The sequence below is a fragment of the Streptomyces candidus genome (genome assembly GCF_014207445.1).
In the GTDB taxonomy this organism is placed as follows: domain Bacteria; phylum Actinomycetota; class Actinomycetes; order Streptomycetales; family Streptomycetaceae; genus Streptomyces; species Streptomyces candidus.
In genome coordinates this window covers 139,404-161,512 of sequence record NZ_JACHEM010000004.1, presented here as the reverse complement: position 1 = coordinate 161,512, position 22,109 = coordinate 139,404, and the positions used below count along the sequence as shown (strand labels likewise).

General features: G+C 72.4%; 17 protein-coding genes. 12 read left to right on the top strand and 5 right to left on the bottom strand.

Annotated elements, in window-relative coordinates:
* Window positions 1-17: 17 nt before the first annotated feature.
* The 4 genes from HNQ79_RS09455 to HNQ79_RS09440 form a co-directional block, all read right to left on the bottom strand.
* Window positions 18-1,025 (bottom strand): CU044_5270 family protein, encoded by a 1,008-nt coding sequence (locus tag HNQ79_RS09455; RefSeq protein ID WP_185029034.1) that lies wholly within the window; start codon window positions 1,023-1,025, stop codon window positions 18-20.
* Window positions 1,022-1,585: an RNA polymerase sigma factor gene (locus HNQ79_RS09450; RefSeq protein ID WP_185029032.1), complete on the bottom strand. Its 564-nt coding sequence runs from the start codon at window positions 1,583-1,585 to the stop codon at window positions 1,022-1,024. The genes HNQ79_RS09455 and HNQ79_RS09450 overlap by 4 nt, the downstream gene beginning before the upstream one ends.
* Before the next feature lie 238 nt (window positions 1,586-1,823).
* Window positions 1,824-3,476, bottom strand: a complete 1,653-nt coding sequence (locus tag HNQ79_RS09445) for a penicillin-binding transpeptidase domain-containing protein (protein WP_185029030.1) — start codon at window positions 3,474-3,476, stop codon at window positions 1,824-1,826.
* 148 nt (window positions 3,477-3,624) lie between these two features.
* Window positions 3,625-5,385, bottom strand: coding sequence for a dolichyl-phosphate-mannose--protein mannosyltransferase (locus HNQ79_RS09440; protein ID WP_229923538.1), 1,761 nt, complete (start codon window positions 5,383-5,385; stop codon window positions 3,625-3,627).
* A 61-nt stretch (window positions 5,386-5,446) separates the two neighbouring features.
* On the opposite strand from HNQ79_RS09440, the gene rsmI reads away from it, so the two are divergent.
* The 6 genes from rsmI to HNQ79_RS09410 all read left to right on the top strand — a co-directional run bounded on the left by rsmI (window position 5,447) and on the right by HNQ79_RS09410 (window position 12,131).
* Window positions 5,447-6,376 carry a 16S rRNA (cytidine(1402)-2'-O)-methyltransferase gene (gene rsmI / locus HNQ79_RS09435; protein WP_229923539.1) on the top strand — a complete coding sequence of 310 codons (930 nt, stop codon included), beginning with the start codon at window positions 5,447-5,449 and terminating at the stop codon, window positions 6,374-6,376.
* Window positions 6,377-6,506: 130 nt separating this feature from the next.
* The gene (locus tag HNQ79_RS09430; RefSeq protein WP_373312566.1) at window positions 6,507-6,923 is read left to right on the top strand and encodes a hypothetical protein; all 417 of its coding nucleotides are present in this window, start codon (window positions 6,507-6,509) and stop codon (window positions 6,921-6,923) included.
* 56 nt (window positions 6,924-6,979) lie between these two features.
* Window positions 6,980-7,951, top strand: coding sequence for a TatD family hydrolase (locus HNQ79_RS09425; RefSeq protein ID WP_185029023.1), 972 nt, complete (start codon window positions 6,980-6,982; stop codon window positions 7,949-7,951).
* A 639-nt stretch (window positions 7,952-8,590) separates the two neighbouring features.
* The gene (locus tag HNQ79_RS34465; protein ID WP_185029551.1) at window positions 8,591-10,015 is read left to right on the top strand and encodes a resuscitation-promoting factor; all 1,425 of its coding nucleotides are present in this window, start codon (window positions 8,591-8,593) and stop codon (window positions 10,013-10,015) included.
* A 326-nt stretch (window positions 10,016-10,341) separates the two neighbouring features.
* Window positions 10,342-11,223: a 16S rRNA (adenine(1518)-N(6)/adenine(1519)-N(6))-dimethyltransferase RsmA gene (gene rsmA / locus HNQ79_RS09415; protein ID WP_185029021.1), complete on the top strand. Its 882-nt coding sequence runs from the start codon at window positions 10,342-10,344 to the stop codon at window positions 11,221-11,223.
* Window positions 11,220-12,131, top strand: a complete 912-nt coding sequence (locus HNQ79_RS09410; RefSeq protein WP_185029019.1) for a 4-(cytidine 5'-diphospho)-2-C-methyl-D-erythritol kinase — start codon at window positions 11,220-11,222, stop codon at window positions 12,129-12,131. The genes rsmA and HNQ79_RS09410 overlap by 4 nt, the downstream gene beginning before the upstream one ends.
* Before the next feature lie 43 nt (window positions 12,132-12,174).
* Here HNQ79_RS09410 and HNQ79_RS09405 read toward each other — a convergent pair whose 3' ends face one another.
* Window positions 12,175-12,675 (bottom strand): FBP domain-containing protein, encoded by a 501-nt coding sequence (locus HNQ79_RS09405; RefSeq protein ID WP_185029017.1) that lies wholly within the window; start codon window positions 12,673-12,675, stop codon window positions 12,175-12,177.
* A gap of 228 nt (window positions 12,676-12,903) precedes the next feature.
* Between HNQ79_RS09405 and HNQ79_RS09400 the strand changes: the two genes are divergently transcribed.
* From HNQ79_RS09400 to galE, 6 genes are all read left to right on the top strand, one after another.
* Window positions 12,904-14,727, top strand: coding sequence for an ABC-F family ATP-binding cassette domain-containing protein (locus HNQ79_RS09400; RefSeq protein ID WP_185029015.1), 1,824 nt, complete (start codon window positions 12,904-12,906; stop codon window positions 14,725-14,727).
* A gap of 269 nt (window positions 14,728-14,996) precedes the next feature.
* Window positions 14,997-16,820 (top strand): outer membrane protein assembly factor BamB family protein, encoded by a 1,824-nt coding sequence (locus HNQ79_RS09395; protein ID WP_185029013.1) that lies wholly within the window; start codon window positions 14,997-14,999, stop codon window positions 16,818-16,820.
* Between the two features lie 163 nt (window positions 16,821-16,983).
* The gene (locus HNQ79_RS09390; RefSeq protein WP_185029011.1) at window positions 16,984-18,969 is read left to right on the top strand and encodes an outer membrane protein assembly factor BamB family protein; all 1,986 of its coding nucleotides are present in this window, start codon (window positions 16,984-16,986) and stop codon (window positions 18,967-18,969) included.
* Window positions 18,970-19,261: 292 nt separating this feature from the next.
* Window positions 19,262-19,942: a helix-turn-helix transcriptional regulator gene (locus HNQ79_RS09385; protein WP_185029009.1), complete on the top strand. Its 681-nt coding sequence runs from the start codon at window positions 19,262-19,264 to the stop codon at window positions 19,940-19,942.
* 134 nt (window positions 19,943-20,076) lie between these two features.
* On the top strand, window positions 20,077-21,144 hold the full coding sequence (gene galT, locus HNQ79_RS09380) for a galactose-1-phosphate uridylyltransferase (protein ID WP_185029007.1): 1,068 nt from the start codon (window positions 20,077-20,079) through the stop codon (window positions 21,142-21,144).
* The gene (galE, locus tag HNQ79_RS09375; RefSeq protein ID WP_185029005.1) at window positions 21,141-22,106 is read left to right on the top strand and encodes a UDP-glucose 4-epimerase GalE; all 966 of its coding nucleotides are present in this window, start codon (window positions 21,141-21,143) and stop codon (window positions 22,104-22,106) included. Before galT ends, galE begins: the two co-directional genes overlap by 4 nt.
* Window positions 22,107-22,109 lie beyond the last annotated feature (3 nt).

The following is a 22,109-nucleotide window of genomic DNA, read 5'->3' as shown; positions in this document are numbered from 1 at the left end:
GCGTCGGCCGTGCCCCGTCAGGCGGGCCGGGCGGTCAGGTAGCACACGTAGCTGATCACCGACGGGACCTTGACGTTGAGCGCTCCGGCCCGGGTGGTGAGTTCCTCCTCGTAGGCGAGCAGCTTTCCGTCGTTCCGGTCGAAGATCAGGGTGTACCGGGTGGGCAGCCCCGCGTAGGCCGAGTCGACGGACACCGCCTGTCCGGTGCGGCCGGCCCGGTCGGTGACCGAGCCGCGGAACTGGATGTCGGGACGGGTGGCGAGGAAGTCGAGCATCGCGGCGCGCTGCCGCCCGTTCCAGAGTTCGTTGAGGTGGTGGGCCGCCACGGAGTCGAAGAGTTCGCCGGTGCCCTGGTACTCCTGGCTGGCGAAGAGCCACGCGCCCATGGCGCGCGCGTCGTACGGGGCCGGGCGGTTCAGCGGGTCGTTCCTGTTCAGCGGGCCGGTGGAGTCCTCGGTGAGCAACGGGTCCTCGCCGACGGAGCCGGCGTCCTGCCACACCTCCTCGTCGCGGGGGTCCTGGAACTGCGGGGGCAGGGTCCGGTTCTTCCAGGTCATCGAGCCGTCGGGTTTGCGCCACGTCTCCCGCTGTTCGGGGAGGATCGCCGACGTGACGCGGATGCCGTCGATCTGCGAGGAGAGCGACCAGCTGGAGTTCTTGAAGTACAGGTCGGCGTCTGCGGGAGCCGTGTACGTGTCCTTGCGTGCCGCTGCCGCGAGCCGGGCGAGGACCGCCTTCGGCGAGGTGCCGTCGGCCTGATAGCTGAGGGGTTCGGGCGTCACCGCCTGCGCGGGCTGCACGTCGGGGCCCAGCAGCGTGTGCGCCGACACGGCCACCGCCAGCGACGTGGCGACGGCGAGTCCGGCGAGCGGCCAACGCCACTTGCGGGGGGCGGGTTCCGCCGCACGGGTCCGCAGCACGCCGCGCAGCAGTTCGTCCCGCTCCGCCCGCGTACTGCGCCACCCGCCCTCAGGTCCCGCCGCCGGGTCGATCGACCTGAGTGTCTCGAACGAGTCGTTCCTCATCGCGTCTCCCATTCCGTTCCGACAGGACCGTCCGCCGCCACCGCCACGGGCGTCGGCCGCGCGGCCGGTACGTCCATGGCCGCCGCCGCCTGCCGGAACCGGCGGCGTGCGCGGTGCAGCCGTACGTGAAAAGCGGCGGTGGAACAGCCCACTGCCACCGCCGCGTCCCGTGCGCCGAGCCCCTCCCAGAGGTCCACCCGCAGCACCTCCTGGTCGCCGGGGCTCAGCGCGTCGAACGCCGCCGCGGCCAGGAGGCGTTCGGAGACGGCGGTCGCGTGGTCGGCCTCGATGCGTTCCGCCGCCGCCCTGGCGAGGCTGTCGGTGAGCGCGTCGCGGCGTCTCGCGTCCCGGTGGGTGTTGGCGAGGGTCAGCCGGGCCACTCCGTACAGCCACGGCAGGAGCCGTTCCCGGGGCGCCTCGTGCCAGCGCCGCCAGGCGACCGTGAACACCTCGGCCACGACGTCCTGCACGGCGTCCACGCCGACCCGGCGCCGTACATACGTCTCCACAGCCGCGAAGTGGCGGCGGTAGGCGTCCGTAAACAACTGCTCGTCGTTCATCGTCCTCCTGTCCCCTTCACCCGGTCTGTGTCCGGCAGGGGGGTGGGACTTACCGGTGGGGGAGGAGATTTTCACGTCACCGGGTCGACCCGTGGCGAACGCACGGAAGCGGTGAGGAGTGCGGAAGCGCCGAGGAGTGTGGAAGCGCCGAAGTGCGGACGGCCCGCACGCCATGGGCGGGCGCGCGGGCCGGGAGCGCGGGCTCGGCGGGGGTGGTGCGTGAGCGGCGGTGCGGGGGTCAGCGGGCGTTGAGGACCTGGGCGACGATCGGGCCCGCCGCGTCGCCGCCGTGGCCGCCGGCGGGGACGGTGGCGGCTGCGGCGAGGTCGTCCGCGTACCCGGTGAACCAGCTGTTGGAGTTCTCCTGGCCGTCCAGTTCGGCGGAGCCGGTCTTGGCGCCCTTGTTCCCGCTCACGGAGACCATGGACTTCTTGCCCGTACCGCTGGTGGCGGTCAGGTTCATCATCGAGCGGATGCCGGAGACAGTGGCGGGGGAGAGCGTGGCGGAGGGCTTCGCGAACTCCCGGTCGTCGAGTTCCCGCGCGACGATGTACGGCTGACGGAAGGTGCCGGTGGTGGCGGTCGCGGTGATCGAGGCGATGTTGAGGGGGTTGAAACGGGTCCGGCCCTGGCCGATGTACTGGGTCGCCGCCGCCCCCTTTGCGTCCACCGGGATGTCACCGTCGAAGGTGGCGATGCCGGTCTGCCAGTTCGCGCCGACGCCGAAGTGGGAGGCGGCGAAGGCGGGCAGGGCGCCGTCGTCCTTCACCGGGACGATCTGCTTGATGAACGCGCTGTTGCAGGACACGGCGAAGGCCTGGGAGAAGGGGATGTTGCCGTAACCCTTGTGGTTGAGATTGTTGACGGTGGTGCCGTAGTACGTGACGTCCGGCGGGCACTCGACGATCTTGTCGGGGCTCACGATGCCCTTCTCCATGAGCATCGCCGCCGTGAGGATCTTCAGCGTGGAGCCGGGAGCCGTCCCCCCGCTCACCGCCGGGTTGAACTCGGTTCCCGCGCTGTGCGCGACGGCCCGGATCGCGCCGGACTGCCGGTTGAGCGCGACGACGGACCCACCCTTGTAGCGGGTCACCGCCTCCTCGGCTGCCGCCTGGACGTTCGCGTCGAGGGTCGTGCGGAGCTTGCCGGGCTCGCCCTTGGAGAGGGTGAGGAGGGTCCGAGGAGCCTTGTCCGTGCTCGACTCGGGCTCGATGTAGAGCTCCACGCCCGGCTTGCCGTCGGTCTTCTCGCCGTACTTCTTACGGAGTTCGTCCAGGACGGGGCCGAGTGAGGGGAACTTCTCCTTCGTCAGCAGCCGGCCGTTCCGGTCCACGGCCTCGATCGGGGGTGCGGAGGCGGTGCCCGTCTTGAGGGTCTCGCCCTTCTTCAGCTCCGGGTGGACGAGCGCCGGCTGCCAGTCGACGAGTGCGTTGCCGGTGGTCTTGCCGCGTACGACCGTGAGGGACGAGGCGTAGGAGATCGGCGTCTGCTTGCCGTTCGCGGAGACCTTGCCGGTCAGAGTGAACGGCACCTTCGCGCCGGTCGGTGTCCCCTGGGTGATCTTCAGGCCCGAGATGTGGGCCTCGCCGAAGTACGAGGTGAGGGTGGAGGACGCGGTCGCCGCGTTGTTGGTGAGTCCGGCGGCGGCGCCGGTGTCGGCCTTGGCCCAGGCGGCGAAGAAGGCGTCGGCGGTGCTCTTGACCTCGGCGGAGGTGGGCGGCCCCGTGGGTTTCTGCGGGGCTGCGTCCCCGGCCAGGGTGGTGTTGCCGCCCTTGCCGGGGCTGTCGTTCCCCGTGAGTCCGGTGTAGAGGTTGTACCCCCCGTACCCCACTCCGCCTGCCACGATGACGAACGCGCCGCCGACTATGGCGACCTTGGCTCCGCTGCGCATGTCGCAGTCCCCTCCCCAGGAGTTGCCCGACGGTCGGTGCCGAGCAGATGTCGGAGAGTGACTTTACGGGGTGTCGGTGACAGGAGCGACCGGCGTTACGGGACTGGTATGGACCTTTCGGCGGGCGGGGCGGGCCCCCGGGGTCGCGTCAGATCCACGTGTCCAGCCACATCCGGTGCCGCCAGTCCGCGATCGGCATGGTGGTGCCGGTGTAGATCGGCCAGAAGTAGATGAAGTTCCACACGATCAGCAGGACCAGGACGCCCGCGCCGATCGCACCCACCGCCCGGCGGCGCTCGTCGGAGCCCGGTGGGCCGAGGACGGCGCCGATCATCATCACCACCGCCAGGCACAGGAACGGGACGAAGACGACCGCGTAGAAGAAGAAGATCGTGCGCTCCTGGTACAGGAACCACGGGAGCCAGCCCGCCACGACCCCCGCGAGGATCGCGCCCGCCCGCCAGTCCCGGCGGAAGAACCAGCGCCACAGGACGTACAGCAGGGCGAAGGCGCCCGCCCACCACAGCAGCGGCGTGCCGAGGGCGAGGACCTCACGGGCGCACTTCTCGGCCTCCGTGGCGGGGCAGCCGTCGACCCCCGGCTTCGGGGATTCGTAGAAGTACGAGACGGGGCGGCCCAGCACGATCCACGACCACGGGTTGGACTGGTACGTGTGGCCCGAGACCAGCTGGATGTGGAACGAGTAGACCTCGCTCTCGTAGTGCCACAGGCTGCGCAGCCACTCCGGCACCCACGTCATGTCGAACCGGGGGAGAGGGATCGGGCCCAAGTGGTCGGGGGAGAGCCCCGCGCGGCCCTTCGCCCAGTCGCGGAAGTAGCCCTTCGAGGAGAGGATCCAGCCCGTCCACGACGCCAGGTAGGTGAGGAGGGCGACGGGGACGGTGGAGAGGAAGGCGGGCAGTACGTCGCGCTTGAGGACGGCGGCGTACGGGCGCCTGGCACCGGCCGTGCGGCGGGCGGCGACGTCCCACAGGACGGTCAGCAGGCCGAAGACGACGAGCGTGTAGAGGCCGCTCCACTTGGTGGCGAAGGCGAGGCCCAGACACAGACCGGCCGCCAGCCGCCAGGGGCGCAGGCCCAGCCGGAGGGTCGCGGCGAGGTGCGCGTCCGGGCGCAGGACGCCGTCCGCGTCGACGGGCAGCGCGTCCGCGAGCCTGCGGCGGCACCGGTCGCGGTCGACCAGCAGGCAGCCGAAGGCGGCCAGCACGAAGAACATCAGCACCTGGTCGAGCAGCGCCGTGCGGCTCATCACGAAGTGCAGGCCGTCGAAGGCCAGGAGCAGACCCGCCAGGCAGCCCAGGAACGTCGAGCGGAACAGACGGCGTCCGATCCGGCACAGGAGCAGCACCGACAGCACACCGAGCAGCGCGACCGCGAACCGCCAGCCGAACGGCGTGAACCCGAAGAGCTGTTCGCCCCAGCCGATCAGCCACTTGCCGACCGGGGGGTGCACGACGTATCCCGGGTCGGTGGGGAGAGGAACGGAACCGGGGTCGGCGAGGATCGACTTGTCGACGTCCTTGGGCCAAGCACCCTCGTACCCCCGGTTGACCAGCGCCCACGCGTCCTTCGCGTAGTACGTCTCGTCGAATATCACCGCTCGGGGGTTGCCCAGGTTCCAGAACCGCATGACCCCCGCGAGCAGCGTCACCAGAAGCGGGCCGCCCCACGGGGCGAGCCGGACGAGCCGGTGCGCCGGGGCCGGACCGATGCGCAGCAGCGACCAGAAGTACGGGCCCGGCGGGGGCGCGTACGGCGGTACGAGCCGCTCGCGCAGCGTGGTCCGCCGGGGCGGCACGTAGCCGAACCGGCGCAGCCGTCGCTGCCAGGTGGGCGGCTCCTCCTGGGGGGCCCGCCCGTGCGGGGCGTGGGGCGCGGTACTGGTCACCGCGCCATCGTAGGTAACGCGGCTGTGCGCGTCGCCCGTCCACCCTGGGAGGATGGGCCGTGTGACTGCATCGACTGCACCCGCATCTGCCCCCGCCGCCTCCGCCGGCGGTGTCCTCGTGCTCGCCGGGACGCCCATCGGGGACGTCGCGGACGCCCCGCCGAGGCTCGTCAAGGAGCTGGCGGCGGCCGAGGTGATCGCCGCCGAGGACACCCGGCGGCTGCGTCACCTCACCAAGGCGCTCGGCGTGTACACGACCGGGCGCGTCGTGTCGTACTTCGAGGGCAACGAGAGCGCGCGGACCCCGGAACTGGTGGAGGCGCTGGAGAACGGCGCACGCGTGCTGCTGGTGACCGACGCGGGCATGCCGTCGGTGTCCGACCCGGGCTACCGGCTGGTCGCCGCCGCGGTGGAGAAGGACATCAGGGTGACGGCGGTGCCGGGCCCGTCCGCGGTGCTCACCGCTCTCGCGCTGTCCGGGCTGCCGGTCGACCGGTTCTGCTTCGAGGGGTTCCTGCCGCGCAAGGCGGGGGAGCGGCTGGGCAAACTGCGCGAGGTGGCGGACGAGCGGCGCACGCTCGTCTACTTCGAGGCGCCGCACCGGCTCGACGACACCCTCGCCGCGATGGCCGAGGTGTTCGGGGACGAGCGGCGGGCCGCGGTGTGCCGCGAGCTGACCAAGACGTACGAAGAGGTCAGGCGCGGACCGCTGAAGGAACTCGCCGAGTGGGCGGCGGAGGGCGTGCGCGGCGAGATCACCGTCGTCGTCGAGGGCGCCGCGGAGACCGGGCCCGCCGATCTCGACGCCGAGGAACTGGTGCGCCGGGTGCAGGTGCGCGAGGAGGCGGGGGAGCGGCGCAAGGAGGCCATCGCCGCGGTCGCCGCCGAGGCGGGGCTGCCCAAGCGGGAGGTGTTCGACGCGGTCGTGGCGGCAAAGAACGCGGCACGGTCCCAGGCGCCGGGGTCGGGTGCGGGCAAAGGGAAGCCGTGAAAGGTAAAGCCAATCCCGTGTGCGGGCCATCTTTTTGAAGGCCGCGTCAAATGCACCCCACGTTTCAACAGGTCTGTCGCGCTTCCGCCCGAAATGGCGTCCACTGGAAGGTGAGTGGAAAGGAGCTGGCATGAGCGACATCGCACAGAGCGCAGCCGGCAGCATCACGGCGCGGCAGACCTCCGGGAACAGCAGCACCACGCAGGAGCCGGTGGAGGAGGCGTACGCGTTCGCCTGCATGAAGTGCGGACACGGTTGGGAACAGGCGTACGCGATCGAGCACCACACGGACGGCGCCGGGCACCCCTTCGTCGTGTACCGGGCGAACGGGGAACGCGTCCCCTCGCCGCTCTCCCGCCCCTCCTGCCTGAACTGCGGCGGCACGGTCGTGCGGATCATGCGCTCCGGGCAGGTGTCGACCATCCAGCAGGTCCAGGAACGCGACCGGCAGGCGGCCGGCCCGGTGGCCGGTGACGCCGACGAACCCAAGCGCGAGCCGCACCACTGGCACCTCTCGGACCTCCTCCACCCCTTCCACCGGAGGTAGGGTGCCGGCGGACGCGGGGCCCGGGGCCGACGTGCGGCTTTCGTAGGATCGACCGCATGAGTCCGAGCCCCCGCCCCGACGATCCCCGCCCCGACGATCCCCGCCCCGACGGCCCTCCCGCCGCCCCTCCCCGCGCGGACAAGGCCCGAGTCGACAAGTCGACCGACAAGAGCAGCCCGCCTCCCCCGCCCGCGCCCCTGCGCGTGCCGGTCGCCGACTCGCACACCCACCTGGACATGCAGGGCGTCACCGTCGAGCAGGCGCTCGCCACGGCCGCGTCCGTGGGAGTGACCACCCTGGTGCAGGTGGGCTGCGACGTGAAGGGCTCCCAGTGGGCGGCCGAGACGGCCGCGGCGTACGAGAACATCCACGCGGCCGTCGCCCTGCACCCCAACGAGGCCCCCCGCATCGTCCACGGCGACCCCGACGGCTGGTCCCGGCAGGGTGCCCGCCCCGGCGGCGGGGACGCGGCCCTCGACGACGCGCTCACCGAGATCGACCGGCTGGCGGGCCTGCCGTACGTACGGGGCGTGGGCGAGACCGGCCTCGATCACTTCCGTACCGGCCCGGAGGGCAAGGCCGCGCAGGAGCGGTCCTTCCGCGCGCACATCGAGATCGCCAAGCGGCACGGCAAGGCGCTGGTCATCCACGACCGGGACGCGCACGCGGACGTGCTGCGCGTACTGGACGAGGAGGGCGCGCCCGAGAGGACCGTCTTCCACTGCTACTCGGGCGACGCCGACATGGCGCGGATCTGCGCCTCGAAGGGGTACTTCATGTCCTTCGCGGGGACCGTCACGTTCAAGAACGCCCAGCCGCTGCGCGACGCGCTCGCCGTCGCCCCGGCGGAGCTCGTGCTCGTCGAGACGGACGCCCCGTTCCTGACCCCGGCCCCGTACCGCGGACGGCCCAACGCCCCGTATCTCATTCCGATCACGGTGCGGGCGATGGCGGAGGTGCGGGGCGTCGACGAGGACGCGATGGCGTCGGCGATCTCGGCGAACACGGCGCGCGCGTTCGGCTACTGAGCCCTCTGCGAGCCTGCCCCGGGATCGCACGGAGGTTCGTGGAACAACCCTCCGTAGCCGCGTCGCTTTGGAGAGTGACGGTTGCTCCGCTAGTGTCCCGGGCCGCAGCAGTGGCAGCCCGGGTCCGTCCGGCTGTCCGTCGGGCGGACCGGGAGCGACGTGAGCAATACGCAGGGTGGTGCGCTGTCGTACGAGGCGCCGTACGGGCAAGCGCCGCCGTACGGAGCGACCTACGAGCCGTACGGCGACGCGCACCCGCAGCAACCGGTGCCCGGGGCGAGGCAGGGCCAGGACGAGCGCCGGGGGCCGGACGGGCGGCCGGGTCCGGAGCAGGGGCGGTACGAGCAGCCGTACGAGGCGGGGCCGCACGGGGCCGGACAGTACGGGGACGGGCAGTACGGAGACGGACAGTACGGACGGTACGAGTCGCCCGCGCCGTACGATCCGCCCGCGCCCCACGAACCGTACGCACCGTACGGGCACTCTGCGCAGTACGCGAGCGCCGAGCCGTACGGGACGGGCGAGCCGTACGGGTCGGTGGGGGTGGACGCGTACCCGTACGCGGGCGGAACGGCCGACGCGGTGGCCGCCACCCGGATCGACCCGGACGCGGGGCGCTTCCCGGACCCGGGCGGGGGGGTGCACGCGGACCCGGGCGTTCCCGGGCCCGGTGGGGACGCCCACGTTCCGGTCCGGGGTTCCGGTCCCGAGCCCGCCTACGGCTGGGGACACGACTACGCCCGTGACCCGGCCCACGACTTCCCTCGCGACGCCGCCTACCGCTCCGGCGCTCCCTTCGACGCCCACACGGCGCTCGACTCCGCCTTCGGGCCCGCCCCCGGCGCCGAGCCGCAGGTGGCTCCCGGAAGCGACGGGGAGGCGCCCGACGGTGGCGGCCGGGCCGCATCGCGGCGCGCGGCCCGTCGCCGCAAGGGCGGCACGCCCGGGGCCCCGGCGGGCGCCGAGAAGGGCGAACGGCCCGACACCCTGCGCAGACTCGTACCGCAGGCCCTCGTCGTGGCATTTCTCGCGGGCGGCACGTCGGCGTTCGTCGCCAACGACAAGACGATCGAACTCAGCGTCGACGGCACCCCCCGGATGCTGAACACCTTCGCCGACGACGTCACCGAACTCCTGGAGAAGGAGGGCGTCCACGTCGGCGAGCACGACCTGGTCGCCCCCGGCCCCGGCCAGACCCTCGCCAGCGGCGACGAGGTCGTCGTCCGCTACGGCCGCCCCGTCACCCTCACCCTCGACGGCGAACGCCGCCGCATCTGGACCACGGCGCAGACCGTCGACGGGGCGCTGCGGCAACTGGGCGTGCGTGCGGAGGGGGCGTACCTGTCGGCGTCCCGGTCCGCCCCGATCTCCCGCAACGGCCTCGCCCTGGACGTCCGTACGGAACGGACGCTGACCCTCATGGCCGACGGGCGCGAACGCACCATCCGTACCAACGCGGCGACCGTCGAGGAAGCGGTCGAGGAGGCCGGCCTCTCGCTCGGCAATCAGGACACCACCTCCGTGCCGCTGGACAGCTTCCCCCGCGACGGGCAGACCGTCACCATCATGCGGATCACCGGGTCCCGGGTGGTCCGGGAGGAGCCGATCGACTTCGAGGTGATCCGCAAGAAGGACCCGACGATCTTCAAGGGCACGGAGGAGGTCGAACGGTCCGGGGTCAAGGGTGCCCGGCGCGTGACGTACGCCCTGCGCACGGTCAACGGGGTCAGGCAGAAGCCGAAGAAGCTCTCCGACGAGGTCGTACGGCGGCCGGTCGACCAGGTGATCAAAGTCGGTACGAAGCCGATGCCCACGGCGGTGGCGGGCGCGGACGACCTGAACTGGGCGGGCCTGGCGCAGTGCGAGTCGGGCGGGCGCCCGAACGCGACGGACCCGTCGGGGACGTACGGGGGGCTCTACCAGTTCGACAGGCAGACGTGGCAGTCGCTGGGCGGGAAGGGGGCGCCGCAGGAGGCGCCGGCTTCGGAGCAGACGTTTCGGGCGAAGAAGCTCTATGTGCAGCGGGGGGCCAGTCCTTGGCCGCACTGTGGGCGCAGGCTCTAGGGCGGGGCAGCTGCGCCGGGTCGGGCCGGGCGGTGGCGCGGCGCGGCGCGGACGGTTCCGCTGCGTGTACGGGGCGGGGCGGGGCGTACGAGCGGGGCGTGCGGTGGGGCGGGGCGTACGAGCGGGGTGGGGCGTAGGGCGGGGGGTGCACCGTCCGGTGGGGCCGCCCCCTTGCCCGCCCGTTCCGCCCCTTGGGCGGCCCCGCCGCCCAAGGGGCCTACCGGGGGTGGGCGGTCCCGGCGCCCAGGGGGCGCACGTCGGGCGGCGGCGGCGCCGGACGGGGCTGCCGGGGGGTTGGGGGTGGGGGTGCGCTTTAGGGTGGGGTGGTGAGCACCCCTGAACCTGTTACCGCCCCCGAGCACTCCCTTCTCGGCCCCGCCGACATCCGCGAGCTGGCCGCCGCCCTCGGCGTGCGCCCCACCAAGCAGCGCGGGCAGAACTTCGTCATCGACGCCAACACCGTCCGCCGCATCGTGCGGACGGCCGAAGTGCGTCCCGACGACGTCGTCGTGGAGGTCGGCCCCGGCCTCGGTTCGCTGACGCTGGCGCTGCTCGACACCGCGGACCGGCTCGTCGCCGTCGAGATCGACGACGTACTGGCAGGGGCCCTGCCCGCCACGGTGCAGGCCCGGATGCCGCAGAAGGCCGACCGGTTCCACCTCGTCCACTCGGACGCGATGCTGGTCACCGAGCTTCCGGCGGAGCCGACCGCGCTGGTCGCGAACCTTCCGTACAACGTGGCGGTGCCGGTCCTGCTCCACATGCTGGAGCACTTCCCGACCATCGAGCGCACCCTCGTCATGGTCCAGGCCGAGGTCGCCGACCGGCTCGCCGCGAAGCCCGGCAACAAGGTCTACGGAGTGCCCTCCGTGAAGGCCAACTGGTACGCGGAGGTCAAGCGCGCCGGGTCCATCGGGCGCAACGTCTTCTGGCCCGCCCCGAACGTCGACTCGGGCCTCGTCTCCCTCGTACGCCGTGCGAGGCCGGTCAAGACGACCGCCACCCGCAGGGAGGCCTTCGCGGTCGTCGACGCGGCGTTCGCGCAGCGGCGCAAGACGCTGCGCGCGGCGCTCGCGGGCTGGGCGGGTTCGCCCGCCGCCGCCGAGGCCGCCCTCGTCGCCGCCGGGATCTCTCCGCAGGCGCGCGGCGAGGCCCTGACGGTGGAGGAGTTCGCGCGGATCGCCGAGGCCAAGGGGGCCGGGGCGTGACGCGGCGACCCGCGGTGACGGTGCGCGTCCCCGCCAAGGTCAACGTGCAGCTGGCGGTCGGCGCACCCCGTCCCGACGGCTTCCATCCGCTCGCCAACGTGTTCCTCGCCGTCGGCCTGTACGACGAGGTGACGGCGACCGACGCGCCGGAACTCACGATCACCTGCGAGGGGCCGCGGTCCGGCCAGGTACCCCTGGACCGCACCAACCTGGCGGCCCGCGCGGCGATCGCGCTCGCCGCCCTGCACGGCCTCGCGCCCGACGTGCACCTGCACATCGCCAAGGACATCCCCGTCGCGGGCGGCATGGCCGGCGGCAGCGCGGACGCCGCGGGCGCCCTGCTGGCCTGCGACGCACTGTGGGGCACGAACACGCCGCACGACCAGCTCCTGGCGATCTGCGCCGAGCTGGGCAGCGACGTCCCCTTCAGCCTGGTCGGCGGTGCGGCGCTCGGCGTGGGCCGGGGCGAACAGCTCACCCCGCTGCCCGTCGGCGGCGAGTTCCACTGGGTCTTCGCGGTCGCCGACGGCGGACTGTCGACGCCGGCGGTCTACGGCGAGTTCGACCGTCTGACGGCCGGTACGGCGGTCCCGGCGCCGGAGGCCTCCGACGCGCTCCTGGCAGCACTGCGTACCGGGGACGCCACCGCCCTCGCGGCGGCGCTCGGCAACGACCTGCAGCCCGCCGCCCTCTCCCTGCGCCCCTCGCTGGCCGCCACCCTCGCGGCGGGCACGGCGGCCGGAGCGCTGGCGGCCCTGGTCTCCGGCTCGGGGCCCACGACGGCGTACCTGGTCAAGGACGCGGACGCGGCACAGCGGGTCGCGGAGGCACTGCGGGCGTCGGGGACCTGCGCGGCGGCACGGCCCGCGGTGTCACCGGCGGCCGGCGCGACGGTGCTCACCCGCTGAACTACCCGTCGACCGCCCCCGCCGGCCCCGGTGGCTCCCGACCTCAGTCCGTCAGCTTCGCCAGGAAGGCGAAGAGGTTGCCGCGGGTGCGGTCGATCTGCTCGTCGACGGTGAGGGACTCCTCGAACCGGCCGCCCGGTTCGGGGGTCTTCTTGCCGCGCACGTACAGCGAGCAGGCCATGTCCGTGCACATGTAGATGCCGACGGAGTTGCCCTGCCTGCCGGCCGGGCCCGCCTTGGGGGCGGTCATCAGTGACACGCCGTTGCCGGGGTGCGTGGTGAGGCAGACGGCGCACATGCTGCGGTGCAGGAACCCGCGCTGCCGGGACGGGAAACGGAATGTCACGCCGAAGAGGCGCCCGTCGGCGGGGTCCTCGGTGACCAGGTAACTCCGGTCGGGCGCGGACAGATCGCGCCAGCCCATGAAGTCCAGGTCCCCCCACGGGCGTTCGGCCAGGTCGCGCGGCATCGGCAGCCGCTGGGCCTCGCCCTTGGAACAGTTGATGAACGACTTCCGGATGTCGCTCTCGGTGGCTTGCTTCATGGGACGACCGTAGACACGGACCGTTAGCGCGGGCAAAGGGATAACCGTGCGTGACCGGGTGTGCCCGTCCTCCTGCGGCGTGGCCACGTCCTGGCGCAGTCGCCGGTGCAGTCCGACCTGTCGTTCTCGTCGCCCCCGGAACCCCCAAAACCCCGCCCGCGCTCAAGCCCCCCGCCCCAGGCCATACGCTGGTAGGGATTCCACCCCTTACCCCTGGAGCACGCATTCATGGCCGTCAACCTGGTCAATGTCGAGGCAGTCAGCAAGGTGTACGGCACCCGTGCCCTGCTCGACGGCGTCTCCCTCGGCGTCTCGGAGGGCGACCGGATCGGCGTCGTGGGCCGCAACGGCGACGGCAAGACCACCCTCATCCGGATGCTCGCGCAACTGGAGGACGCCGACTCCGGCCGCGTCACGCACGTCGGCGGTCTGCGCCTGGGCGTCCTCACCCAGCACGACTCCCTCGATCCGGCCGCCACCGTCCGTCACGAGGTCATCGGCGACATGGCCGACCACGAGTGGGCGGGCAGCGCCAAGATCCGCGACGTGCTGACCGGCCTGTTCGGCGGGCTGGACCTGCCCGGCTTCGACCAGGGCCTGGACACCGTCATCGGACCGCTGTCCGGCGGCGAGCGCCGCCGCATTGCGCTCGCCAAGCTCCTCATCGCCGACCAGGACCTGATCGTTCTGGACGAGCCCACCAACCACCTGGACGTGGAGGGCATCAGCTGGCTGGCGCGCCACCTCCAGTCCCGCCGCTCCGCCCTCGTCTGCGTGACCCACGACCGCTGGTTCCTGGACCAGGTCTGCACCCGCATGTGGGACGTGCAGCGCGGTGCCGTCCACGAGTACGAGGGCGGTTACTCCGACTACGTCTTCGCGCGCGCCGAGCGGGAGCGGATCGCCGCCACCGAGGAGACCAAGCGGCAGAACCTCATGCGCAAGGAGCTGGCCTGGCTGCGCCGGGGCGCCCCGGCGCGTACGTCCAAGCCGCGCTACCGCATCGAGGCCGCCAACGAGCTGATCGCGGACGTGCCCCCGCCGCGCGACACCAGCGAGCTGATGAAGTTCGCCAACGCCCGGCTCGGCAAGACCGTCTTCGACCTGGAGGACGTGACGATCCAGGCCGGTCCCAAGGTCCTCCTCAAGCACCTCACCTGGCAGCTCGGCCCCGGCGACCGTGTCGGCCTCGTCGGCGTCAACGGCGCGGGCAAGACGTCGCTGCTGCGGGCGCTCGCCGAGGCCTCCTGTACGCAGGGAGACGTACAGCCCGTCGCCGGGAAGATCGTCGTCGGCAAGACCGTCAGGCTGGCGTACCTCTCGCAGGAGGTCGGCGAGCTGGACCCGAACCTGCGGGTCCTGGAGGCGGTCCAGAAGGTCCGCGACCGGGTCGACCTCGGCAAGGGCCGGGAGATGACCGCGGGCCAGCTGTGCGAACAGTTCGGGTTCACCAAGGAGAAGCAGTGGACGCCGGTCGGCGACCTGTCCGGAGGTGAGCGCCGGCGGCTCCAGATCCTGCGGCTGCTGATGGACGAGCCGAACGTCCTGTTCCTCGACGAGCCCACCAACGACCTCGACATCGAGACGCTCACCCAGCTCGAAGACCTCCTCGACGGCTGGCCCGGCACCATGGTCGTCATCTCGCACGACCGGTTCTTCATCGAGCGCACCACCGACAAGGTCTTCGCCCTGCTCGGCGACTCGACCCTGCGCAACCTGCCGCGCGGGCTCGACGAGTACCTGGAGCGGCGGCAGAAGGTCATCGACGCCGCCGTGCCCGCGGCTCCGGCACTGGCCGCGAGGTCCGGCGGCGCCTCGCCGGCCGCACCGGCGAAGTCGTCCGGGGACGCCCGTGCCGCGAAGAAGGAACTCCAGAAGATCGAGCGGCAGCTCACCAAGCTCTCCGACAAGGAGACCAAGCTGCACGCGCAGATCGCCGACAACGCCACCGACTTCGCGAAGGTCGCCGAACTCGACGCCGAACTGCGCGGACTCGTGGGCGAGCGCGACGAGTTGGAGATGCGCTGGCTGGAACTGGCCGAGGACGCCTGAGTCCGTACCGTACGGACGCGGCGGCGGCGGGCGCAGAGAACGCGCCGAGGGCTCATAACGAGCGCATCACGGGCCGGTCCTCCCTTGGGAACAGGGGCGGACCGGCCCCTTGTTCGAGGTGACTCCAGTGATAGAAAGAAGCCCCGCTCGACTGACGTAGATCTGCGGGATCCAAGCCCGATTCGCTCCTTTCCGGGGGATGTGACCGCCCGGAATCGCGGGGGAGACCGACCGGGCAGCGGACCACCCGTGTGAAGAGGTAAGTGCTGATGTCTCAGCCGCCCAACCAGCCGCCGCAGGGGGGCTTCGGCGCCCCTCAGGACCCGCAGTCCCCCCAGGGCGGGGCTCCGCAGGGTCCGCCTCCCGGAGCTCCGCAGCCGCAGCCGACCCCACCGCAGATGCCCCCGGGGCCGCCCGCCGGTCCGCCGTCCGGCCCTCCGGCCGGTCCGCCGCCGGGTCAGCCCGGGTACGGGTATCCGCAGGGCCCGCCGTCCGCCGCCGACAACCCGTACGCGCAGCCCACCCCGCCGCCCGGCGGCTACGGCTACCCGGGGCAGCCCGGTCAGCAGCAGCCCGCGTACGGCCAGCAGCCCGGTTACGGCTACCCCGGCCAGCCGACGTACCCCGGCGCCCCCGGCCCCGGAGGGCCCGGCGGCAGCGGACCGCAGAACAAGCAGAAGCTGATGCTGATCATCGGTGCGGCCGTCGCCGCGCTGATCGTCATCGCGGGCGGCATCTACCTCGTCTCGGGCGACGGCGACAAGGAACCCGTCGCCGGCCCCACCGCCACGGACAAGCCGACCACCGCTCCGACCGTGGACGACGGCGACGGCAAGGGCCCCGGTGGCGACGCCGCCGGACGGGACGCGGGCACGGACTTCAACTCGGCCCGCCAGCCCGGCGACGCCAAGGTCCTGTGGAACCAGGCCAACACCTTCGACCTGCCCAGCGGCGGCGGCAAGGTGATGCCGATGTGGTTCGTCGGCGACACCGTCGTCCAGACGTACTACAAGACCATGACCGCGTACGGCGTCGCCGACGGCAAGAAGCGGTGGGAGATCCCGTTCCCGAACGAGGTCTGCGCCGCGCCGCGCCAGGTCGGCACGGGCGACAAGGTCGTCATCGCGGTCAAGGACAACAACACCGAGAAGGGCCGCTGCGTCGAGCTCCAGATGGTCGACCTCAAGGCCGGCAAGGCCGGGTGGCGCAAGACGATCGAGAAGCAGAACATGTTCGACTTCGGCCTCGACGGACTCGTGGTCGCGGGCGACACCGTCGTGGCACAGCGCACCTTCCCCAGTGCCTACCGGATCAGCGACGGTTCGAGTCTCTTCGGCGACGTGCGGGACGGTGCGTGCCGGATGGACGGCTTCGCCTCCCACGGCGCCCGGCTGATCGTCGTCGACCAGTGCGGCACCGAGCAGAACGCCCCCGAGCAGCTCCGTGAGCTCGACCCCGTGACGGGCAAGGCCAAGTGGACCTGGAAGGTGTCCAAGGGCTGGTCCGTGAAGAAGGTCCTGTCCGTCGAGCCGCTGGCGCTGTACCTGGTGAAGGGCAAGGACGAGGGGGCCAGCATCGCCTTCTTCAAGCCGAACGGCACGTTCGCCGCGCAGCTGCCCAAGGGGGAGGAGATGCCGGACCTGCGGTGCGGCATGTTCTCCCTGAGCGGTGGCCTGCAGAGCTGTGAGGGCATCACCGCCGACGCCAGCACCCTGTACCTGCCCAGCCAGACGAAGACCGACGCGGCTGCGGGCCGCAGCAACGAGATCCGCGCCTACGACGCCAACACCGGCAAGCGCAAGTGGGCTTCGAAGGGCGAGGGCCGGACCCTGGTGCCGGTCAAGGCAGAGGGCGGCTTCGTCTACGCGTACTCCGAGCCGTCGTACGACAAGGCCGGCGGCCTCGTGAAGGTCCCCGCCGCCGGCGGCAACCCGGTCCAGGTCCTCAAGCACCCGTCGTCGGTCTCGGCGGTCGAGCGCGGCATGTTCTCCAAGCAGCTCGCGTACGAGGGCGGCCGTCTCTTCCTCGCACCCGACCGCATCTCGGGCCGGGACGACGAGAAGCCCCAGGCGCTGCTGGCCTTCGGCAACTGAGCTGCGGGGCGCGGCGGGCGCCGGCGGCGCGACGGACGCACGGGCGCGGGCCGCGAGGCGCTGCCCGCTGCCCGCGCCGCCGCGTCCCCGCCGCCCCGCTCCGAGCCTCCTGATACTTCGCCCGGTTGATCCACCAAGCTCCCCGATCCAGAGGTAGACCACGATGACGCAGCCACCCCACGAGCCCCCGAAGGACGAGGGCCAGCGGCCCCCGTCCCCGCTCGACAAGTCCCCGCAGCCCCCGCAGGGCGCTCCCGACCTCCCCCCGCAGGCACCCCTGCCCCCCGCCCCCGGCTTCGGCGCGCCACAGCCGCCCGCCGGCAGCTTCGGTGCCCCGACCCCGCCGCCCCCCGGCCAGCAGCCCGGCCAGCCGGGTCAGCCCCCGGCCCAGCAGCCCGCGTACGGCTACCCGCAGACCCCAGGCACCCCGCCGCCCGCTCCGGGCCAGTCGCCGCAGGCACCCCCCGCCGGTTACGGCTACCCCGGCTACCCCGGCCAGCCCGGCCAGCCCGGCCAGCCCGGCCAGCCCGGCCAGCCCGGCCACCCCGGCCAGCAGCCCCCGCCTCCGCAGCCCGGCTACGGCTTCCCGGCTCAGCCCGGTCAGCCCGCCCCGGGCCGGCTGGGCCAGTACGGCGGCTACCCGGCCCAGCCCCCCGCCCCGCAGACCGTCGTCCAGGGCAGCGGCGTCAACGGCGGCAGCGGCGGCGGACTGACCACCCAGCTGAAGATCATCATCGCGGCGGTCGTCGCCGTCGTCCTGATCGTCGGCGCGGGCGTCGTCTACAAGGCGACCAGCAGCGACGACCCCAAGGACGTCGCGGGCACCTCCTCCGGAGGCGGCGGCGAGGCCAAGGGCGGCGAACAGGCCGGCCCCGCCGCACCGGACGGCGCGGGCAAGGAGCAGGCCCCGCCGGTCACCAACGCCAAGGTCGGCTTCCAGATCCCGCTTCCGGTGGTGAAGGAGATCACCACCGTGCGCGGCTCGTGGGCCACCGACACCGTGTACGCGAAGAGCGCCGTCGACAGCGTGGTCGGCTACGACGCGCTGACCGGCGCCGAGAAGTGGAAGGTCGCCCTCGACGGTTCGCCGTGCGGCGGCTCCCGGCAGGTCACCCCGGACAACAAGGTCGCGATCGTCTTCAACGGCAAGAAGGCCGCGGGGGAGAAGTTCGCCGCCTGCACCGAGGTCGGCCTGGTCGACCTCAACGCGGGCAAGCTGCTCTGGCAGAAGAGCTTCGCGGACGGCGACCGCAAGCAGCGGCTGCAGATGGTCACCATCTCCGGCAACACGGTGGCCGCGGCGGGCTATTCGGGCGGCGGCGGCCTCGCCCTGGCCGACGGCAAGGAACTGTGGTCGCCGAAGCCGACCGCCGACCAGTGCGCGGACGTCGGCTACGCGGGCGGCACCAACCTGGTCGCCGTGCGCAAGTGCGGCGGCTACGACGCCGAGCAGATCCTCATCCAGAACCTGAACCCGGCCGACGGGGCGCCGCTCAGCACCTTCAAGATGCCGGCCAACTCCAAGTACGTCTCGGTGCTGTCCACCAAGCCACTGCTCGTCGGTGCCAACGTCGGTGAGTCGGGCGAGTACAAGACGAAGATCAGCCACCTCTTCTCGATCGACGAGAAGACCGGCAAGCAGCGCGCGCAGTTCGGCGTGGACGGCGAGCGCCACCCCATCGACTGCGACCTCAACGACGTCGGCAACTGCACCAAGGTCGCCGTCGGCAACGGCCGCGTCTACCTGTCCACCGCCGAGCGCAGGGGCCAGGCCGAGACCGGGCGTACGAACTCGATCGTCTCCTTCGACCTCGCCACCGGAAAGCCCACCAGCGACAACTTCCCGGCCGGCGAGCGGTACACGATGTTCCCGCTGCGGATGGACGGCGGAAACCTGATCGTCTACAAGTTCCCTCCGTACGACAAGGGCGGCCGCGTCGCGAGCATCGACGGCGGCAGCGGCAAGGAGACCCTCCTCCTGGAGAACCCGGCCGACCGCGCGGTGCGGGACGCCGAGCAGACCATGACGCTCAAGCTGGAGGAGGTCCGGTTCCACAAGGGCCGCCTCTACATGGGCACTCAGATGATCAGCGACACCCCGTCCTCGTACAAGAAGTACCTGGCGCTGGCCTTCGTCCCGGCGCAGTAGCGACAGCCGTACCGCAGGAGGGGCAGTGGCGGCTCTCGTCACTGCCCCTCCTGGCGTGTCGCGGGGGCGTCGGGCCCCGGGTGGGACGCGCGTCGTGTGCGGGAGGCCGTGGCCGCGGACGGAAGGATCCAGTGTTCGCCCGCCTCTCACCACCGGGGCCCGGCGCCAGGTACTTTGGCCACTTCGAGCGGTCCCTCACGGGTAAGGGGCGCGCGACGCCGAACGAGCGTGTAGCTTGCCGGGTCAGGAGGCCGGGGGGTCTGCTCACGGGGGAATGCGGGGGGATGTTCCGATGGGCGTGCGGCTCATGGTGGTCGACGACCACCGATTGCTGGCCGAGGCACTCGCCTCGGCGCTCAAGCTGCGCGGGCACCGCGTGCTCGCCGCCGCCGCGCCCACCGCGGGCGCGGCCGAACTCGTGGTGAGCCGTGCCCCGGAGGTCTGCCTGTTCGGTACGGCGACGCCCGCACTGCCGGGCACCTTCGACCCGATCGTACGGATCAGGCGCGAGCGCCCGCAGGTGGCCGTCGTCGTCCTCGGTCCGGTGCCCAGCCCGCGCGGCATCGCCGCCGCCTTCGCGGCCGGTGCGGCCGGTTACGTACGGCACGACGAGCGCATAGAGGGCGTGGAGCGCGCCATGGTGAAGGCGCGGGCGGGGGAGGCGGCCGTCGCGCCGCAGCTCCTCCAGGGTGCGTTCGCCGAACTCCTCAACCCGGCCGCCCAGCCCGACGACGAGGGCCAGCGGCTGCTGCAGATGCTCACCCCGCGCGAGGTCGAGGTCCTCGTCCGGGTCGCCGACGGCGAGGACACCCGTCTGATCGCCGCCGGAATGGGCATCGCCCCCAGCACCGCGCGCACCCACGTGCAGCGCGTCCTGATGAAACTCGGCGTCGGCTCCCGGCTCGAAGCCGCCGCCCTCGCCGCGCGCACCGGCCTCCTCGATCGCGCCGCCCCGCCCTCCCAGGACCAGTAACCGCGTCCGGCCCGGCACACCCGGCGGACGGCCCGCGCGTCCGGCGCCCGGGTGTCTTCACCGTTGACTCCGCTGTTGACCTATGGTTTCTTGTGTTCGATTCTGTTGATGCCTGTGCGCGCGAGGTGGCGGTAGTGAAGAAGACATCGACCCGGCTGGCCGACGGTCGTGAACTCCTCTACTACGACGCGGCCGACGACCGCGACCGCGACGCCCACGACCCCCGCCCGCTCACCCCCGTCGCCACCACCTCCGAGGTCCGCCGCGACGTGCTCCTCGACGAGTACGTGGCCATCGCCTCGCACCGCCAGGACCGCACGTACCTGCCGCCCACCGACGCCTGCCCGCTCTGCCCGTCCCGCGAGGGCCACCGGAGCGAGATCCCGGCGGCGGACTACGACGTGGCGGTGTTCGAGAACCGCTTCCCGTCGCTGGCCGGGGACTCCGGCCGCTGCGAGGTGGTCTGCTTCACCTCCGACCACCACTCCTCGTTCGCCGACCTCACCGAGGAACAGGCCGCACTCGTCCTCGAAGCGTGGACGGACCGCACCGCCGAGCTGTCCCGGCTCCCCTCCGTGGAACAGGTGTTCTGCTTCGAGAACCGCGGCGCGGAGATCGGCGTCACCCTCGGCCACCCGCACGGCCAGATCTACGGCTACCCCTACGTCACCCCCCGCACGGCACGGATGCTCGACGCCCTCCGCGCACACGCCGAAGCGCACCCCGAGGCCCCCGCCGGCCGTGCGGTCAACCTCTTCGACCAGGTCGTCGCCCGGGAACGCGCCGACGGCTCCCGCATCGTGCTCGACACCGGCCACTGGGTCGCCTTCGTCCCCTACGCCGCGCACTGGCCGTACGAGGTGCACCTCTACCCGGCCCGCCGCGTCCCCGACCTGCGCGACCTCGACGACGCGGCGCGCGCCGAGTTCCCGGCCGTCTACCTGGAACTGCTGCGCCGTTTCGACCGGATCTTCGGCCCCGATCAGCCGCCCACCCCGTACATCGCGGCCTGGCACCAGGCACCGGTCCGGCACCCGCTGCGCGGCGAATTCGCGCTGCATCTTGAGCTTTTCACCATTCGTCGGACATCGGGCAAGCTGAAGGTCCTCGCGGGCTCCGAGTCCGGCATGGGCGCGTTCATCAACGACGTGTCGCCGGAGGCCGCGGCCATCCGACTGCGAGAGGTTGCGAGCGAGAAGTGAAATACCTGGTCACCGGCGGCGCCGGCTACATCGGCAGCGTCGTCGCGGCACACCTCCTCGAAGCCGGTCACGAGGTGACCGTCCTCGACGACCTCTCCACCGGCTTCCGCGAGGGCGTCCCGGCGGGCGCGGCGTTCATCGAGGGGCGCATCCAGGACGCGAGCCGCCACCTGGACCCCTCCTACGACGGCGTCCTGCACTTCGCGGCGTTCTCCCAGGTCGGCGAGTCCGTCGCCGACCCGGAGAAGTACTGGCGGAACAACGTCGGCGGCACGATGGCCCTGCTCTCCGCGATGCGCGACGCCGGTGTGCGCCGCCTCGTCTTCTCGTCCACGGCCGCCACGTACGGCGAACCCGCCACCGACCTGCTCACCGAGGACGCCCCGACCGCGCCCACCAGCCCGTACGGCGCCTCCAAGCTCGCCGTCGACCACATGATCGGCGGCGAGTGCACCGCGCACGGCCTGGCGGCGGTCTCGCTGCGCTACTTCAACGTGGCCGGCGCGTACGGCAGTCACGGCGAGCGGCACGATCCCGAGTCGCACCTCGTTCCGCTCGTCCTCCAGGTCGCCCAGGGACGCCGCGAGGCGATCTCCCTGTACGGCGACGACTACCCGACCCCCGACGGCACCTGCGTCCGCGACTACATCCACGTCGCCGACCTGGCCGAGGCCCACCTGCTGGCCGCCGCCGCCGCGAAGCCCGGCGAGCACCTGATCTGCAACCTCGGCAACGGCAGGGGCTTCTCGGTACGGGAGGTCGTCGACGCCGTCCGCGAGGTCACCGGCCACCCCGTCCCCGAGGCCCTCGCCCCGCGCCGCCCCGGCGATCCGGCGGTCCTCGTCGCGTCCGCCGAGCGGGCCCGCACCGTCCTCGGCTGGAGCCCGTCCCGTACGGACCTGGCCGCCATCATCGGCGACGCCTGGCAGTTCGCCCGGAGCATCAGCGGAACGAAGGAGTAGACA

What these genes read in the sequence shown, in the direction of transcription:
- HNQ79_RS09405 (WP_185029017.1), bottom strand. Translation starts at nt 12,675, where the DNA reads ATGAAGCAAGCCACCGAGAGCGACATCCGGAAGTCGTTCATCAACTGT.
- HNQ79_RS09430 (WP_373312566.1), top strand. Translation starts at nt 6,507, where the DNA reads ATGAGCGACATCGCACAGAGCGCAGCCGGCAGCATCACGGCGCGGCAG.
- HNQ79_RS09450 (WP_185029032.1), bottom strand. Translation starts at nt 1,585, where the DNA reads ATGAACGACGAGCAGTTGTTTACGGACGCCTACCGCCGCCACTTCGCG.
- HNQ79_RS09395 (WP_185029013.1), top strand. Translation starts at nt 14,997, where the DNA reads ATGTCTCAGCCGCCCAACCAGCCGCCGCAGGGGGGCTTCGGCGCCCCT.
- HNQ79_RS09445 (WP_185029030.1), bottom strand. Translation starts at nt 3,476, where the DNA reads ATGCGCAGCGGAGCCAAGGTCGCCATAGTCGGCGGCGCGTTCGTCATC.
- HNQ79_RS09385 (WP_185029009.1), top strand. Translation starts at nt 19,262, where the DNA reads ATGGGCGTGCGGCTCATGGTGGTCGACGACCACCGATTGCTGGCCGAG.
- HNQ79_RS09400 (WP_185029015.1), top strand. Translation starts at nt 12,904, where the DNA reads ATGGCCGTCAACCTGGTCAATGTCGAGGCAGTCAGCAAGGTGTACGGC.
- HNQ79_RS09390 (WP_185029011.1), top strand. Translation starts at nt 16,984, where the DNA reads ATGACGCAGCCACCCCACGAGCCCCCGAAGGACGAGGGCCAGCGGCCC.
- HNQ79_RS09455 (WP_185029034.1), bottom strand. Translation starts at nt 1,025, where the DNA reads ATGAGGAACGACTCGTTCGAGACACTCAGGTCGATCGACCCGGCGGCG.
- HNQ79_RS09425 (WP_185029023.1), top strand. Translation starts at nt 6,980, where the DNA reads ATGAGTCCGAGCCCCCGCCCCGACGATCCCCGCCCCGACGATCCCCGC.